General features: G+C 69.3%; 13 protein-coding genes and 1 pseudogene. 8 read left to right on the top strand and 6 right to left on the bottom strand.

All coding sequences use genetic code 11. From position 1 onward, the window contains the following. Positions 1-11: 11 nt before the first annotated feature. A complete protein-coding gene (locus FFS72_RS18310) occupies positions 12-1,064 on the bottom strand; it encodes a ferredoxin reductase (RefSeq protein WP_137875307.1) in 1,053 nt (350 codons plus the stop codon). 173 nt (positions 1,065-1,237) lie between these two features. Here FFS72_RS18310 and FFS72_RS18315 point away from each other — a divergent pair, with 173 nt between their 5' ends. Further along, positions 1,238-1,855: a TetR family transcriptional regulator gene (locus FFS72_RS18315; RefSeq protein ID WP_137875263.1), complete on the top strand. Its 618-nt coding sequence runs from the start codon at positions 1,238-1,240 to the stop codon at positions 1,853-1,855. A gap of 12 nt (positions 1,856-1,867) precedes the next feature. On the opposite strand, the pseudogene FFS72_RS18320 reads toward FFS72_RS18315, so the two are convergent. From FFS72_RS18320 to FFS72_RS18330, 3 genes and pseudogenes are all read right to left on the bottom strand, one after another. After that, a pseudogene (locus tag FFS72_RS18320) lies at positions 1,868-2,632 on the bottom strand (HNH endonuclease family protein); the annotation flags it as partial. Positions 2,633-2,703: 71 nt separating this feature from the next. Next, a complete protein-coding gene (locus tag FFS72_RS18325) occupies positions 2,704-3,723 on the bottom strand; it encodes an endonuclease/exonuclease/phosphatase family protein (protein WP_249353398.1) in 1,020 nt (339 codons plus the stop codon). Further along, a complete protein-coding gene (locus tag FFS72_RS18330; protein WP_212744372.1) occupies positions 3,720-4,940 on the bottom strand; it encodes a PucR family transcriptional regulator in 1,221 nt (406 codons plus the stop codon). The genes FFS72_RS18325 and FFS72_RS18330 overlap by 4 nt, the downstream gene beginning before the upstream one ends. Before the next feature lie 194 nt (positions 4,941-5,134). On the opposite strand from FFS72_RS18330, the gene FFS72_RS18335 reads away from it, so the two are divergent. Both FFS72_RS18335 and FFS72_RS18340 read left to right on the top strand, forming a co-directional pair. After that, positions 5,135-5,974 (top strand): alpha/beta fold hydrolase, encoded by an 840-nt coding sequence (locus FFS72_RS18335; RefSeq protein WP_137875265.1) that lies wholly within the window; start codon positions 5,135-5,137, stop codon positions 5,972-5,974. Then, positions 5,971-6,546, top strand: a complete 576-nt coding sequence (locus FFS72_RS18340; RefSeq protein ID WP_137875266.1) for a DUF4203 domain-containing protein — start codon at positions 5,971-5,973, stop codon at positions 6,544-6,546. Before FFS72_RS18335 ends, FFS72_RS18340 begins: the two co-directional genes overlap by 4 nt. On the opposite strand, the gene FFS72_RS18345 is transcribed toward FFS72_RS18340, so the two are convergent. Continuing rightward, the gene (locus FFS72_RS18345; protein ID WP_137875267.1) at positions 6,525-7,856 is read right to left on the bottom strand and encodes an MFS transporter; all 1,332 of its coding nucleotides are present in this window, start codon (positions 7,854-7,856) and stop codon (positions 6,525-6,527) included. The two genes, FFS72_RS18340 and FFS72_RS18345, sit on opposite strands and share 22 nt — an antisense overlap. 128 nt (positions 7,857-7,984) lie before the next feature. Here FFS72_RS18345 and FFS72_RS18350 point away from each other — a divergent pair, with 128 nt between their 5' ends. The 5 genes from FFS72_RS18350 to FFS72_RS18370 all read left to right on the top strand — a co-directional run bounded on the left by FFS72_RS18350 (position 7,985) and on the right by FFS72_RS18370 (position 14,681). After that, positions 7,985-8,512 (top strand): PadR family transcriptional regulator, encoded by a 528-nt coding sequence (locus FFS72_RS18350; RefSeq protein ID WP_137875268.1) that lies wholly within the window; start codon positions 7,985-7,987, stop codon positions 8,510-8,512. Positions 8,513-8,603: 91 nt separating this feature from the next. Beyond that, entirely contained in the window at positions 8,604-10,610 is a 2,007-nt protein-coding gene (locus FFS72_RS18355) for an NADPH-dependent 2,4-dienoyl-CoA reductase (RefSeq protein ID WP_171018735.1), read from the top strand. Between the two features lie 83 nt (positions 10,611-10,693). Then, positions 10,694-11,497: a mycolate reductase gene (gene cmrA / locus FFS72_RS18360; protein ID WP_137875270.1), complete on the top strand. Its 804-nt coding sequence runs from the start codon at positions 10,694-10,696 to the stop codon at positions 11,495-11,497. Positions 11,498-11,623: 126 nt separating this feature from the next. After that, the gene (gene lysA / locus FFS72_RS18365) at positions 11,624-12,967 is read left to right on the top strand and encodes a diaminopimelate decarboxylase (protein WP_137875271.1); all 1,344 of its coding nucleotides are present in this window, start codon (positions 11,624-11,626) and stop codon (positions 12,965-12,967) included. Positions 12,968-13,043: 76 nt separating this feature from the next. Then, on the top strand, positions 13,044-14,681 hold the full coding sequence (locus FFS72_RS18370) for an AMP-binding protein (protein WP_137875272.1): 1,638 nt from the start codon (positions 13,044-13,046) through the stop codon (positions 14,679-14,681). A gap of 54 nt (positions 14,682-14,735) precedes the next feature. On the opposite strand, the gene FFS72_RS18375 is transcribed toward FFS72_RS18370, so the two are convergent. Continuing rightward, positions 14,736-16,454: a helicase HerA-like domain-containing protein gene (locus FFS72_RS18375; RefSeq protein ID WP_137875273.1), complete on the bottom strand. Its 1,719-nt coding sequence runs from the start codon at positions 16,452-16,454 to the stop codon at positions 14,736-14,738. Positions 16,455-16,542: the final 88 nt, after the last annotated feature.

A 16,542-nucleotide genomic window follows, 5' to 3' on the forward strand; every position in this document is an offset into this window, starting at 1 on the left:
GGTGACGAATGTCAGAGATCGAGGGTGACGTCGCCGACCGCCGCGTTGACGCAGAGCTGGATCGGCTTGTCGGGATCGTTGTCGTGCTCGCCGGTACGCAGGTTGCGGGTGCAGCCCGACGTCTTGACCGTGGTGCAGGTGAAGCAGATCCCCATCCGGCATCCGTAGTCCGGTGTCAGTCCGGACGATTCGGCCTCCTCGAGCAGGCTCCTACCCGAGTGGGACGCGGTTGTGCCGGATGCGGTGAACGCGACGGTGCCGTCGGCGTCCTCGGCGGGGGGCGCGAGCGTCGGGGTGAACTCCTCGGTGTGCAGGCGATCGCCGAGTCCGCGGCGTTCGTACAGGTCACGCACCGACGCCATCAACGTTGCCGGGCCGCACAGGTAGGTCTGCGCCTGCGCATGCCAGGGCGCGGCCAGGTCGAGATGCTCGGCACCGAACCGCCCGGCCAGATCACCGTCGTCCGAATGTGTGTATGCGAGAACAACCTTCACGTCGGCGTTGCCTTCCGCCAGCGCGCGGAGTTCGGCGAGGTAGGGCACCGCCTCGGCACCGTCCGCGTAGTGCAGCAACGTCACCTCACCGGCGTATCGTTCGGCAACCAGCGTGCGAAGCATGGACATCACCGGAGTGATGCCGCTGCCGCCACTGATCAGCAGCACGATCGGCGGACGCGGCGTCTGCAGGGTGAACTCGCCGTCCGCCTGGGACAGAGACACCACCAGGCCCACCTCGGCGTTCCGGTGGAGGTACCCGGACACCAGTCCGCCCTCGTGCGCCTTGACTGTCAGCTCGATCGTCGAGCCCCCCTCGACACCGGCAGGCGAGAAGCACCGGGTGTGTCGCACGCCGTCGATCACGACGCCGATCTGCACGAACTGGCCCGCGCGGTGGCCCGTCCACTGCCGGGTGGGTCGCAACGTCAGCGTGACGCTGCCCGACGCCGAGTGTCGTACCGCAACGACCTCGGCGCGCAGGTCGCGCACGGTCGCCATCGGGTCGACGAGTTCGAGATAGCGGTCGATCGAGTGCGGGGTGGCCATCGCCTCGAACAGCGACAGCATGCGGGATCGGTTCCTGGTCGGCACGGGCTAGCTCCCTCAGCGCGGTTTCAGTGAACACTTGTACACCAATTAGTGTGACAGAAAGTCCCAGGCAGTTGTCAAGAGCAGGAGCGCTGTGACGGCCACAACATCGATCAGCGGTGACTTCCGGTGCACAGGCATACACTCGTTCGGTGACCGCAACCGAGAGCCGAGCCGAGCGCAAGGAAAGAACCCGAGCAGCGCTGCTCGACGGCGCCCTCGACCTGCTCGCCGATCGCAGCCTCTCGGCGCTGAGCCTGCGTGAGGTGGCCCGAAGCGCGGGCATCGTCCCGACGGCCTTCTACCGGCACTTCGCATCGATGGACGAACTCGGTGTCGCGCTCGTCGAGGACGGCATGCGGATGCTTCGACGCATGCTGCGCGAGGCACGCCGCGACCCGGCGCCGCGTGACGCCCGCGCCTCGCTGGACATCCTGGTCCGGCAGGTCCGCGCGAACGAGGGGCAGTTCCGGTTCCTCAGCCGGGAGCGATACGGCGGGGTCACCGAAGTCCGGCAGGCGATCGCATCCGAATTGCGGCTGTTCTCCAGCGAACTCAGCACTGACCTCGGACGCAACCCGGCACTGGCGGGATGGCCGCGGAGCGACCTGGACATGGCCGCGGACCTCATCGTCAGCGTGATGATGACGACGGTCATCGATCTGCTCGAAGTCACCGGAACCGGCGAGGACGCCGTCGTCGACCGCGCTGAACGCCAGCTGCGTCTGATCATCATCGGCATGGGCGGCTGGCGTCCGGCGGCGTCGTGAATCGGTGGATCAGCAGGTGGCGAGCTGCGCGGCGATGGCGTCCTTCTCGGCCTGGGTGACCCACAGACCGTAGGCCGATTTCACCTCGACCTGCTTGGTCACGTAGGTGCTCCGGTAGGACCTGTTGGGCGGCAACCACGTTGCCGCGTCACCATCGGACTTGCTGCCGTTGGTGGGGCCGTCCACGGCGAGCAGGTTACGGGGATCGTTGGCGAGGTCGCGGCGGGTGGCGTCGTCGAGTTGCTGGGCGCCCTTCTGCCAGGCGTCGGACAGGGCGACGACGTGATCGATCTGCACCGCCGTCGACGTGGTCTGCCCGCGAACGAAGTCGATCCGCTTGGCGGTGTACGGGTCGTCGAGAGTCCCGCTCGCGACGACGCAGTCCCGTGTGCCGGGTTTGAAGGTCTCGCCGACGAGGTCGCGGGCCAGGATGTCGTTGCGGGTGTCGCAGCCGTTGTGGCCGCCCGCGACCCGGACGTCGTCCGTCCAAGGCGGGCCGAAACGGTCACGGTCGTAACCGGTCTTCGGCGCACGACCCTTGACCGGGATCGTGTCGAGAGTCGCCAGGGTGGCCGCCGCGGCGGGCTGCGTACCGCCGGAACTGCCGAAGTCGGCGCTACCGAAGGAATCGACATCGGCCGTCACGGACGAACAGCCGGTCAAGGTCAGCGCCGCGAGGGTGGCGGCGATCGCCGCGGCCTTCCGGCGCGCGACAGGGTGAAAACTCAAGGGATGACTCCTCACTCGTGAACGTACGAAGAGGAGTATCAATCGCATGTTTGCGTCAGCAGCGTGAGCCACGCGGCTACCACGTCGACCGTGATCGAGATAACGGACGCGGGCCGCGCTCAGCCGGCCGCGGTGTACCCGGGGACAGCGATCCGGGCGACGATGCCGCGATGGTCGGCCCCCGGTAGATCGACGGCGTCGACGGCGGTCGCGGTTGCGCCGGAGACGAGGATCCGGTCGATCGACAGCAGCGGGGGCGTCGACCGGTCCGTGGGATAGGTACGCAGAACGCCGGCTCCTGCCTGTTCAGCAGCATCCCGCACCCCGTCGCCGAGCAGTGCCCGGAACTGGGCGTGGTCCCACGTCGCGTTGAAGTCCGCCGCCATGAGAACCGTGTCGGATTCGGACCGCAGCGAGTCGAGAACGCCGTGCAGGCGGGACAGTTCGTCCGCCCAGATCGGGGTCTGATGGCGCGGCCACGGAGGCAAGGGGTGAGCGGCGAACAACGTCAGCGATCGGTCCCCCGGCAGCATCACTCGCGCGGACAGCGCCACCATCACGAAGTCCGGGTACTCGACCTGCTCGGCAAGCGGGAACCGGCTCCATATTCCGGTGCCGTCGGCACCGGAGGCAGCGGGCCGCACGTAGCGGTGCGGCAGCAGGTCGTCGAGACCGGCGGCGGCGAGCGCCTCAACCGCGTCCACCGTCAACTCGTCGACCGCGAGAAGGTCGACCTCACGCGAACGAACCTGCGCGACAACGGCATCCGGATCACCCTTGCCGAACTCGATGTTCGCCTGCATGACGACGATCTCGTCGCCCTCCGCTGCGCCGTCGCCGACGTACAGCGGCACCTGGGTTGACGCCGATGCCACCGCCACCACCGTCGCGACGGCCAACCCGGCCCAGTGCCGGACCGCGAGAAACGCCAGCAGCGCCACCACCGCACCCACCATGAGGTACGGCGCCGCCGACGCGGCCACGACCACCAGTGGGGAGGTCACGGCGATCCAGTGTGCAGCCACCCCCACCGCCGCACCCGCGAGTGCAACCCACCCGACCGCGACTGCTCCACGGCGGCCCCAGCGCCGCGCGGTGTCCGAACCCGTGCGGCGAGCCTCGTCGATCGCCACGGTCACCCGACCGAGCGCAGTGCCACCAGCGCCGCGCCGATGTACGGCAGGTCCGCGGGATCGGTGGGGTTCAGACCCGTCAGCTCCAGCACCCGACGCATCCGGTAGTCGACGGTGTTCGCATGCACGGCCAACGACGCGGCCGTGGCCCGCCGATTGAGCCCGGACGCGATGTACGCCTCCAACGTCTGCATGAGTTCCGGCTTGCCCCCGAGCGGACCGAGGAGCGCGGCCAGTTCACGCTGCGCGGCACTCGGGCGACTGAGCTGGTAGTCGAGCAGGACATCCACGAGGCGGTACAGGCCTGGCGCCCGGCTCGATCTCGTGACCAGTGCGAGGACGTCGGTGGTCTGCTCCACCGCGGCCGGAACGCCTGCGGGCGGGGCGACCGCACCGGCCGCGTGGAGCTGCGCACCGAGTACCCGCTCGAGGCGGTCCACCACGGCACGCAACTGCTCCCAATCGGGTGCACTCGACGGGCACGGCACCAACGCCAACCCCCCGCTGCTGTCGATGACGGTCAGTGCCGACTCCCCGGTGATCCGGTCCAGTTCGCCCTGCAGACGCCGAAGCTTGCGACGCGCGGCGACCGTACCGTTCACACCGAGCCTGCGTTCGTCGTCGTTCTCGCCGATTGCCAGGCTCAGGACCAGGTACTTCGGAGCGAGGCGCAGACCGGTGCGGGTCACGACCGCATCGAGATCCTCGCCCGCGACGAGTGCCGACATCAGGGAGCGCCGACCCGAGTTCTTCTGGCTCTCCATGATCTGTCGTTCGTCGAAGTACGCCGAGCTGACGGCGATCGACAGGCGACGGAGGAAATCGAGCACCATCGCGTTCACGACGAGCACGTCGTCGATGTCCTCAGGCCGCGCGCCGCCGGACAGCGAGGCCGTCGCCATCTCCACCCCGATGTGGTAGGCGTGCAGGACCGCCTCCAGTGGGACACCCTCTTCCGCGCGGCGGGCGGCGGTGTTGCGCGGTTCGGCGAGCTCGGAGTCCCGGGCCGGTCGGCGCTCGGCGAGCAACGTGGTGAACAGTTCGATGCAGCGAAACGCGATCGCCTCGATCTCCCGCGGGGGCAGCGCTCGATAGATCGGCATCTCGTCGGCAAGCCGGGCAGCCACCGCCGAGGCCAGGTCATCGATGGAGGCGGTCAGCGACCGCGCGACATCGCGACCCGCGATCCTCAGGGGCGGGTGAGCGCCGTTGTCCACCGTCACGATCGTCCTCCCGCCAACTCGGCAACACCTGAAGCCACTGTCCTCGCCCGACGCCGCGCCGTCGAGCACAGCGCACCACTTCTCACGGACACCACGTCGTCGGCACGTCCGAATCCCAAACTGCCTCTACGGCGGTAGTGTTCCGTCCACCAGGTGCCGCACACCGCGATGCGGCCACGGACAGCGGGAGACGCATGGAACCGGCAGTCACGTCAGCCATCACGTTGGGCGAGCACACCTTCGACGTCATGACCGCGGGACCATCCGGCGGAGTCCCCGTGATCCTGCTCCACGGGTTCCCGGAAACCGCAGCATGCTGGGGTCCGCTGCTTCCGCGGCTCGCAGAGTACCGGGTGATCGCGCCGACGCAGCGAGGGTACTCCCCCGGAGCCCGCCCGGTCGGCGTGGAGCACTACACCGTCGACCGCCTCGGGTCGGATGTCGTCGCACTTCTCGACCATTTCGACCTGCCGTCCGCCCACCTGGTCGGCCACGACTGGGGCGCCGCGGTCGCGTGGTGGACCGCGGCCAACCATTCCGACCGCGTGGAGTCGCTGACGGCGGTGTCGGTTCCGCATTCGACTGCGTTCTCGTGGGCGCTCCGCGAGGACGCGGATCAGCAGGCCCGGTCGCGCTACATCAGCATCTTCCGGCACGGCGACTCAGCCGAACTCGCCCTGCTCTCCGACGACGGTGAGCGCCTGCGCGCGATCTACGGCGACGTCGATCCGGCGCTGGTCGACGAGCACATGCGGGTCCTGACCGAACCGGGGGCGCTCACCGCAGCACTGTCCTGGTACCGGGCGATGGGCCGCGAGTTCACCGACGTACCGCCGGTTCCAGTACCCACGACCTTCGTCTGGTCCACCGCCGACGACGCCATCGGCCGCGCTGCCGCCGAGAAGTGCGCCGAGTTCGTCACCGGCCCGTACCGGTTCGTCGAACTCGACGGAGTGAGCCACTGGGTGCCCGAAAAGGCGCCCGACGCATTGGCCGACGAGATCATCGCCCGCGTGGAAGGAGCCCGAGTGTGAGCGGAATTGCGATCCTGCTGATCGGTGCACTGCTGTGTTTCTACGGCATCCGGTCGATGCACCTGGCGGTGCTCGCCGCCGGATTCGGAGTCGGCTGGCTCGTCTCCGACCTCTTCAACGCGTCCCTCGCGACACTGTTCCTGTTCGGGCTGATCGGTGCCGTCACCGCGTGGGTCGTCACCACGCTGGTCTTCAAGTTCTCGGCGTATTTCATCGGCGGCCTGACCGGTGCGATGGTGGGCGCCAAGGTCGCCGACGTGCTCCAACCCGGCGACAACAACTGGGCACTGAGCGCGATCGTGATCGTCGCGGTCGCGGTCGCGGCGGCGTTCCTCGCCGACAAGTTCCGCGCGCGGGCACTGTTGTGGCTGACGTCGATCGGTGGCGCGAGCATGATGCTCACCGGTCTCGCCGGACTGAACGGTGCGCTGGAGTTCCTTCGACATCCGGAGGCCGGCTGGCAGCAGGTCACCTCGACCCTCGCGTGGATCGCACTCTCCGTCGCGGGCTGGATCGTCCAGCGTCGGCTGTTCCCGGAGAAGCTGGGCATTCAGCGCGCCGCCGCGCGGTAGGACGTCTCGGTGGGCGGGCGCACCGCGAGGAGCGCCGCCAACCCGGCAGCGAGAACGACGAGCAGGCCGATGATGCCGGCGCGGTCGCTGGAGAGCATCCACGCGAAAAGGCCGAAGAGCGTCGGCGACAAGAACGAGACGGCGCGTCCGGTCGTCGCGTAGAGGCCGAACATCTGTCCCTCCCGTCCCGCTGGGCTCAGGCGTGCCATGAAGGTCCGCGAGGCCGACTGCGCGGGTCCGACGAACAGGCACAGCAGCAGTCCGAGGATCCAGAACCCGACCGGGCCGGACACCGCCATCAGCAGTGCCCCCGTCACCAGCATCGACGAGAGCGACCACACGATCACCGTCTTCGGCCCGAGCCGGTCGTCGAGGCGTCCCGCTGCGAGCGCACCGAGCGCGGCCACGACGTTCGCTGCGACACCGAACAGGAGCACGTCCCCTGACGCGATGCCGTAGACGTTGACCGCGAGCACCGCCCCGAACGTGAACACACCCGCGAGCCCGTCGCGGAACAGTGCGCTGGCGACCAGGTACCCGACGGTGTTGCGGTCCGCGGTCCACAGCGCACGCAGGTCGTTCCACAGCACGCGGTACGACCCGAAGAATCCGGGGCCGTCGGCGGCCCGCGGGACGGGCGGCAGTTCGGGGACCGCGAACAGCACCGGCACCGCGAACACGGCGAACCAGACCGCGGCCAGGACGACCACAGCGCGGATGTTCACTCCACCGTCCGTGCTCACCCCGAACAGTCCGCGGGTGTCGCCGTCGCCGACGATGAACCCGAAATAGCAGATCAGGAGCAGGACGATTCCGCCGAAATAGCCCATCGCCCAACCGAACCCGGACACCCGCCCGATGTTGTCCGGGCGGGAGACCTGCCGCAGCATCGCGAAGTAGGGGACCTGCGCGAGTTCGAACACCACCGAGCCGACGCCGAGGAGCAGCAGGCCGAGCCACAGGAAGTGGTGGTCGTCCTCGACGAAGTACATCGCGAGCATGCAACCGACCACGATCGTCGTGAGCAGTGCCAGTGACCGCTTGCGGTGACCGGTCGCGTCGGCCCGCTGTCCGGTGACCGGCGCGAGGAGCGCGATCGCCAGGCCGGCCGCGCCGAGAGACCAGCCCAGCCAACTGCTCGCCGAGACCGACCCCGGCAGGTCGTCGCCCACCGCGTCCGTGAGGTAGACGGAGAAGACGAACGTCACGATCACGGCATTGAACGCCGCGGATCCCCAGTCCCACAGTCCCCACGCGAACACCTGACTCCGCGTGGCGACCCCACCGCCGCCGTCGACCGCTGTGCTCATGGCGCGAGCCTAGGCCAGGACAGGTGGTGCGCGAACGGTTCGCGGGTCCGGTGTCGGCCGTACCACTATGCACACAGGAGAATATGCACCGAATTGCATATTGGTCCGGACTCGTCGAGACTGACCTCGTGGCCCTCGAACACGCACTGCTCGTCTCGCTCTCGGAACAGTCCGGCTCCGGGTACGAGCTGGCCCGACGCTTCGACCGCTCGATCGGGTTCTTCTGGAGCGCCAGCCACCAGCAGATCTACCGCGTCCTCAAGCGGATGGACGAGTCCGGCTGGATCTCCGGCGAGACCATCGGCCAGCAGGGCAGGCCCGACAAGCGGGTTTACCGGGTCTCCGACGCCGGGCGAGCCGAGCTCGCCCGATGGATCGCCGAACCCACCGACGCCGGACATCTGCGCAACGAGCTCGCCGTGAAGATCCGCGCCGCCGCCTACGGCGACCTGGATGCCCTCCGCGCCGAAGTGGCCCGCCATCGCGACGCCCACGCCGGACGCCTCGAGGTCTATCGCCTGATCGAGAAGCGGGACTTTCCCGCGCCCGACCGACTGTCCGGACCCGACCTGCACCAGTACCTCGTCCTCCGCGGCGGCATCCGCGTCGAGGAGGGGTTCAGCGAGTGGTGCCAAGAGGTCCTCGACGCCCTGTAGCCCTGCAACCCACACTGCCGCACGGACAGCCCCCGTCGGCAGCGCCCAACCGGAAAGGCATGCGCGAGTGAACAATCCGTATCCGCATCTGATGTCCCCCCTCGACCTCGGGTTCACCTCCCTGCGTAACCGCGTGGTGATGGGCTCGATGCACACCGGTCTCGAGGACCGCACCAAGGACGTGCCCAAACTCGCCGCGTACTTCGCCGAGCGCGCCCGCGGCGGTGTCGGGTTGATCGTCACCGGCGGCTACGCGCCGAACCGCACCGGGTGGCTGCTGCCGCTCGGGGCGGACCTGATCACCCGCAAGCAGGCGTCCCGGCACCGCGAGATCACCGACGCCGTGCACGCGGAGGGCGGCAAGATCGCGCTGCAGATCCTGCACGCGGGCCGCTACTCGTACCAGCCGCTCAGCGTGTCGGCGTCGTCGATCAAGGCACCGATCAACCCGTTCCGGCCGCGCGCACTGACGCGCCGCGGGATCGAATCCACCATCGACGACTACGTCCGCTGTGCCCGACTCGCGCAGGAAGCCGGCTACGACGGCGTCGAGATCATGGGTGGCGAGGGCTACTTCCTCAACCAGTTCCTCGCCGAGCGCACCAACAAGCGCACCGACGAGTGGGGCGGCTCTGCCGAGAACCGTCGGCGGATCGCGGTGGAGATCGTGCGCCGCACCCGCGCCGCTGTCGGCGAGAACTTCATCATCCTGTTCCGGCTGTCGATGGCCGATCTCGTCGAGAAGGGCCAGACCTGGTCCGAGATCGTCGACCTGGCACGCGAACTCGAAGCCGCGGGCACCACCATCCTGAACACGGACATCGGCTGGCACGAGGCGCGCGTCCCCACCATCGTCACCTCGGTGCCCCGCGCCGCATTCGCCTCGTTCACCGAACGCCTCGCCCGCGAGGTGAGCATCCCGGTGTGCGCGTCGAACCGGATCAACATGCCCGAGACGGCCGAGGAGATCCTCTCCCGCGGTGACGCGCAACTGATTTCGGCGGCCCGGCCGCTGCTGGCCGACCCCGAGTGGGTCGCCAAGGCCGCCGCCGATCGCAGCGACGAGATCAACACCTGCATCGCCTGCAACCAGGCCTGCCTGGACCACGCGTTCGCCAACAAGCACGTCTCCTGCCTGCTCAACCCGCGGGCGGGACGCGAAACCGAACTGGTGCTCTCCCCCACCCGCCGGCGCAAGTCGATCGCCGTCGTCGGCGCCGGACCGGCCGGATTGTCCGCCGCGCTGAACCTCGCCCAGCGTGGACACGAGGTGAACCTCTTCGAGGGAGGCAGCGAGATCGGCGGCCAGTTCGCCATCGCCCGCCGGATCCCCGGCAAGGAGGAGTTCGCCGAGACCATCCGATACTTCACCCGCAGCCTCGAAACCGCGGGCGTGAAGGTGCACCTGAACACCCGGGTGGATGCGCAGACCCTCGTCGACGGCGGCTACGACGAGGTCGTCCTCGCGACGGGCGTCACGCCGCGGGTCCCCGCGATCCCCGGCGTCGACCATCCGAGCGTTCTGTCCTACGCCGAACTCGTCCGCGACGGCCGACCCGCAGGCGAGCGGGTCGCGGTGATCGGCGCGGGAGGCATCGGCGTCGACGTCTCCGAGTTCCTCACCCACGACCACTCGCCCGCCCTCGACCTGGCCGAATGGAACCGGGAGTGGGGCGTCACCGAGGACGAGTCCGCGCCCGGCGCGTTGACCGAACCGGTGATCACCCCGTCGCCGCGGCAGGTGTACCTGCTGCAGCGCAAGACGACGCCCATCGGAGCCGGGCTCGGCAAGACCTCAGGGTGGGTGCACCGGGCAGCGCTGAAGAAGAAGGGCGTCGAGCAGATCTCGGGAGTCAACTACGAGCGCATCGACGACGACGGCCTGCACATCACCTTCGGCGAGAAGCGCGAGCGCCCGCGGACCATCGCCGTCGACACCGTCGTGATCTGTGCCGGCCAGGAGTCGGTGCGCGACCTCGAAGCCGGGCTGACGGACGCGGGTGTCGCGGTGCACGTGATCGGCGGCGCCGACGTCGCAGGCGAGTTGGACGCGAAGCGCGCCATCGAGCAGGGCACCCGCCTCGCGGCCGTCCTCTAGGCAGCTCCGCCGCTCGTGCGCGGTTCCACGGGTGCAGGGACCCCCACACCGCGCACGAGCGCGCAGCGCTTAGCCTGAACGCCGTGAGCCTGCCTACCCCCACCCCCGATGCCCGCGCCGTCGTCACCGGCGCCTCCTCCGGAATCGGAGAGGCGCTCGCCACCGAACTCGCCGCTCGCGGTCACTCGCTGATTCTCGTCGCCCGCCGCGAGGACCTGCTCGACGCGCTGGCCGAGAAGCTGTCCGCGGCGCACGGCGTCACCGTCGAGGTGCGCGCCGTCGACCTGTCCGACCGGGACAAGCGGGCACCGCTCGTCGAGGAACTGGCTGCACGCGAGATCTCGATCCTCTGCAACAACGCCGGGATCGCGACGTTCGGTCCCGTCTCCGAACTCGACCCCTCGTACGAGCGCGCGCAGGTGGAGCTGAACTCCGTTGCGGTGCACGATCTCACGCTCGCGGTCCTGCCCGGCATGATCGCGCGCGACTCCGGTGGCATCCTCATGGTGGGGTCCGCGGCAGGCAACATGCCGATCCCCAACAACGCCACCTACGCGGCAACGAAGGCGTTCGTGAACACCTTCTCCGAATCGCTGCGCGGCGAGTTGAAGGGGTCGGGAGTACACGTCACGCTGCTCGCCCCGGGCCCCGTGCGCACCGAGGTCCCCGACCCCGCCGAGGCGTCGATCGTCGACAAGCTCGTCCCGGACTTCCTGTGGATCTCCAGCGAGTACACCGCGAAGCTGTCGTTGGACGGGTTGGCGAACAACAAGATGCGCATCGTCCCCGGCATCCTGAGCAAGGGCATGTCCGTCGCCGGTGGCTACAGCCCCCGCGCCGTCATCGCCCCGATCGTCGGGACGTTCTACAAGAAGCTGGGCGGCTAGGAACAGCGCGCACGTCTGGCACGCGTCAATCCTGAACCGGGCCGCGTCAAGACCCCGTCAGGGACGCGGACACGGCGTCGGGCGACGAGTACTCCGGAAGGTGTAATCCACCTTCAGGAGACCACCGTGACCCTGCTCGACATCTTGCCCTCGCTGCGCGCGGCGATGATTCCGCGGCTGGACCCGGCCCTGTGGCCGACGACCACCCACGTCGACGAACTCGGCCGGATCACCGTCGGCGGCGTGGCACTGGCGGACGTCGCCGACCAGTTCGGCACGCCGACCTACGTGCTCGACGAACGCGACGTCCGGCACCGCTGCCGCACCTACCGCGAGCTCTTCCCGGAAGCCGAGATCGCGTACGCGGGCAAGGCGCTGCTGACCCGGGCGGTCGCGACCTGGGTCGCAGACGAAGGGCTGTCGCTCGACGTCTGCTCGGCGGGCGAGCTCGCCGTCGCGCTGTCCGCAGGGGTCGACCCACGCCGAATCATCCTGCACGGCAACGTCAAGACGTACGCCGACCTGACGGCTGCCCGCGCGGCAGGCGTGGGGCGGATCGTGATCGACTCCCCCACCGAGATCCCGATGCTGGCGGCGTCCTGCGCCCACCGTCAGAACGTTCTCCTGCGGGTGACACCCGAGGTCGACGCTCGCACCCACCGCGCGGTCACGACCGGGGTGGCCGATCAGAAGTTCGGTGTCCCCCTCGCCCACGGACATGCCGCGGACGCGGCTGCGCGCATCCTCTCGCAGCCGCGCCTGAACCTGATCGGCCTGCATTGCCACCTCGGCTCGCAGATCACCGACCCGACCCACTTCGCAACGGCGATCGACCGGATCATCGCTGCGATGGCAGACATCCGGCACGACCGCGGCACGATCCTCACCGAACTGAACATCGGTGGCGGCCACGGCATCCCGTATCTGACAGGCGATGCCTGCCTCGACCCGACCGCACTGGCAACGGCGATCGAGGACGGCCTGGACGACGCCTGCGCCCGACACCGGTTCCCCCGTCCCCGGATCACCCTCGAGCCGGGGCGGGCGATCGTCGGGCGCGCCGGGGTCACGCTCTACCGCGTCGCAAGCGTCAAGCGGATCTCCGGTGAGCGGGTGTTCGTGGGAGTCGACGGCGGCATGAGCGACAACCCCCGGATCGCCCTGTACGGCGCGCGGTACAGCGTCGCCCTCGCCAGCCGTCACTCGATCGCCCCGCTCGAGAGGGTGACCGTCGCGGGTCGGCACTGCGAGGCCGGCGACGAACTCGCGGTCGACGTTCCGCTACCGAGGGACGTGCGCCCCGGCGACGTGCTCGCGGTGCCGGTGACCGGCGCCTACCACCACAGCATGGCGTCGCCGTACAACGCGGTCGGCCGCCCACCTGTCGTCGCGGTCGCCGACGGTGCGGCTCGCGAACTGATTCGTCGCGAGACCGTCGCCGACCTGATGGGCCGCGAGGTCGGCGTCTGAGTCGTCCCCCTGGCGTGCGTCCTTACCGGCAAGTAAGTTGTCCGTGTCGCCGCTCACAGCCAGGAGGACCACCCGCATGCCGCGTATTTCCGTAGCAACCGACCTGATCAAGGGCCTCGTTCCGATCACCAGGGCCGGGATCGTCGGACCGCTCGGACCGCGCGCACTCACCGGCGTCGCCACCGCCTGGTTCCAATGGGACTTCACCGCAGGCGGTCTGCTCGCCGTCGCCGCCCGCCGCGACGGCGACCGCATCGCCGTGATCGACGAATGGGGCCCGGTCACCTACCGCGACCTCGACGCCGACGCCGAAGCGCTCGCGATCGCCCTGTACGACCGCGGGCTACGCGAACGCGGACGCATCGGCGTCCTGGCCCGCAACCACCGCGGGTTCCTCACCGCGATGGGGGCCTCCAGCAGGCTCGGCACCGACCTCGTCCTCCTCAACACCGGCGCTCCCGCGCCGCAACTCGCGGAGATCCTCGCCGAGCAGAAGATCGACTGGCTCCTCGTCGATCCCGAGTTCACGCCGCTGCTCCCCGACTCCGACCTGCGGGTCGCGGTGTTCGACGATCCGAACGATCCCACCGGCGGCGGCGCCGACGCGGCAGGCTGGGCCCGCGTCGACGGCCTCGTCGAGGACGGGCGCGGGGGCCGCAGTCTCGTGCTCGCGCGTCGGCCCCGGCGCGGGCGCCTGATCGTCCTCACCTCCGGAACGACGGGCACCCCGAAGGGCGCGTCCCGGCCGGAGCCGCGCAGCTGGATGCCCGCGGCCGCCGTCCTGTCGCGGCTGCCGCTGCGCAGCCGCGGAACCACCGTCGTCGCGTCGCCGATCTTCCACACGTGGGCCCTGGCAGGCATCCAGATCGCACTCGCGTTGCGCTCCACGCTGATCCTCAACCGCCGCTTCGACCCCGCCGCCACCGTCGAATCCGTTGCGCGCCACGGTGCCGACACACTGTGGCTGGTGCCGACGATGCTGCAGCGCATCACCGATCTCCCCAAGGACGAACGCGATGTCGACCTGTCGTCGCTGCGCGTCATCGCGGCAAGCGGATCCGCGATCCCCACCGGAGTCGTCCACAAGACGTTCGACGCGTTCGGCGACGTCCTCTACAACTTCTACGGGTCGACCGAGGTCAGCTGGGCGTCGATCGCGCAGCCCGCCGAGCTGCGCGTTCACCCGACCACGGCGGGCAGGCCCCCGCTCGGCACGGTCGTCAAGATCCTCGACGACGACGGAAACCCTGTTCCGGCGGGCACCGTCGGACGCGTCTTCGTCGGCAACGGGATGCTCTTCGAGGGCTACACGCGCAGCGGCAGCGAGAAGGAGGTCGTCGACGGGATGATGTCGACCGGCGACGTCGGCCACTTCGACGACACGGGCCTGCTGTTCCTCGACGGTCGCAGCGACGACATGATCGTCTCGGGCGGCGAGAACGTCTATCCCCGCGAGGTCGAGAACCTGCTGTCCGAGCTTTCCGGCGTCCTCGAAGTCGCGGTCATCGGGGTCGACGACGCGGAGTTCGCGTCCCGACTCGCCGCGTGGGTGGTCCGCACCGACGACGAGGACGGCGCCGCACTGACGGTCGACAGCGTCCGCGACCACGTCCGAAGTCACCTGGCCCGGTTCTGCGTCCCGCGCGACGTTACGTTCCTGGACGAACTGCCCCGCAACGCCACCGGCAAGGTCGTCCCCCGCCTGCTGCGCTGACGCGCTGTGCGCCTTTCCGGTGGTGCGCGTTCACCGGAAAGGCGCACGAGCCCGTCAGCGTCTCTTGCGCCCCGTACCGAAGATCGAACGGGAGATCTCCCGGCCCGCCACCGTTGCCGCCGACCGCAGGAAGCTCTTGACCGCGGAGTTCTGCATGATCTTCTCTACCGCGGTCGGCTCGTCCGGTGCGGGCGGCGGGAGGTCGGGCAGGTCCGGCAGTGCGGGCGGCAGATCCGGAAGGTCCGGGGCCGAGGGAGGCGCGAGTCGTGCCGTGAGCATCTCGTACGCCGAGTCCCGGTCCACGGTCGCGCCGTACTTCCCGTGCAGCGCACTCGCCGTCGCTGCCGCCCTGATCGCGTCCTCACCGATCGTGTCCATCAGCGACCGCGGCGGCGGAATCTTCGCCCACGCGACCGGTGTCGGAGCGCCCTTCTCCGACAGCACCGTCACGATCGCCTCACCGGTCCCGAGCGAGGTGAGCGCCTTCTCCAGGTCGTAGTGCTCGGTCTTCGGGTACGTGCGAACCGTCTTGTTCAGCGCCTTCTGGTCGTCCGGAGTGAAGGCGCGCAGTGCGTGCTGGATCCGCGCGCCCAGTTGCGAAAGGACCGCATTCGGCACGTCCGTGGGCAACTGCGTGCAGAAGAAGACGCCGACGCCCTTGGACCGGATCAGTTTCACGGTCTGTTCGACCTGCTGGAGGAACGCCTTCGACGCGTCCGCGAAGAGCAGGTGGGCCTCGTCGAACACGAAGACCAGCTTCGGCTTGTCGACGTCGCCGACCTCGGGCAGCGTCTGGAACAGGTCCGCGAGCACCCACATCAGGAATGTCGAGAACATCACCGGCCGCGACGCCTGTGCTCCCAGCTCGAACAGCGTCACCACACCGCGTCCGTCCGCCGCGACGCGCAGCAGGTCCGCGGTGTCGAATTCCGGTTCACCGAAGAAGGTGTCGCCGCCGTCCGCTTCGAGGTTGACGAGCGCCCGCAAGATGACGCCCGCGGTCGCGGACGACACGCCCCCGATGCCCTTGAGGTCGGCCTTGCCCTCGTCCGACGTCAGGTGCGTGATGACCGACCGCAGATCCTTGAGGTCGAGCAGCGCGAGTCCCTGCGTGTCGGCCCAGTGGAAGATCAGCCCCAGCGTCGATTCCTGGGTGGCGTTGAGCCCCAACACCTTACTGAGCAGGATCGGACCGAAGCTGGTGATCGTTGCCCGAATCGGCACCCCGATGCCCTCGGTGCCGAGTGAGACGAACTCGGCGGGAAACGCGGCCGGCGCCCAGTCCGTGATTCCCGTCTCCCGTGCGCGCGCTGCCATCTTCTCGCTCGCCTCGCCCGGCGCCGACAAGCCGGACACGTCGCCCTTGACGTCGGCCATCACGACCGGCACGCCCGCCGCGGACAACTGCTCGCAGATTCCCTGCAGCGTCTTCGTCTTTCCTGTTCCCGTGGCGCCCGCGACGAGCCCGTGCCTGTTCAACGTCGCCAGCGGAATCCGGACACGAGCCGACGAGTCCACGATGCCGTCGACGATCACCGTGCCCAACTCCAGCGCGCCGCCCGTGAAGGCGTAGCCGGCGGCGATCTCCTGCGCGGCAGGCGATGCCGACCCCGCAGGCGGCGTGGTCGCCTCAGCGGCAGCGGCAGCGGCAGCGGCTTCCTCGGCCGCCCGAGCGGCCTCCTCGGCGATGCGAGCCGCCTCCTGCGCCGCAGCCCTCGCCGCGGCAGCCTTGTCTGCCAGCTCCGCCGCATCCGATCCAGGATCAACCGACATTCGTGCCTCCCTCGATGCGAAACGCCCGACGCCAGGGCCGCGGCAGCGGTTCCCGACCACCATTTCGACTCCACCGCGAACCCTAACC

The sequence above is a fragment of the Rhodococcus sp. Q genome, from assembly GCF_005503035.1.
In the GTDB taxonomy this organism is placed as follows: Bacteria; Actinomycetota; Actinomycetes; order Mycobacteriales; family Mycobacteriaceae; genus Rhodococcus_G.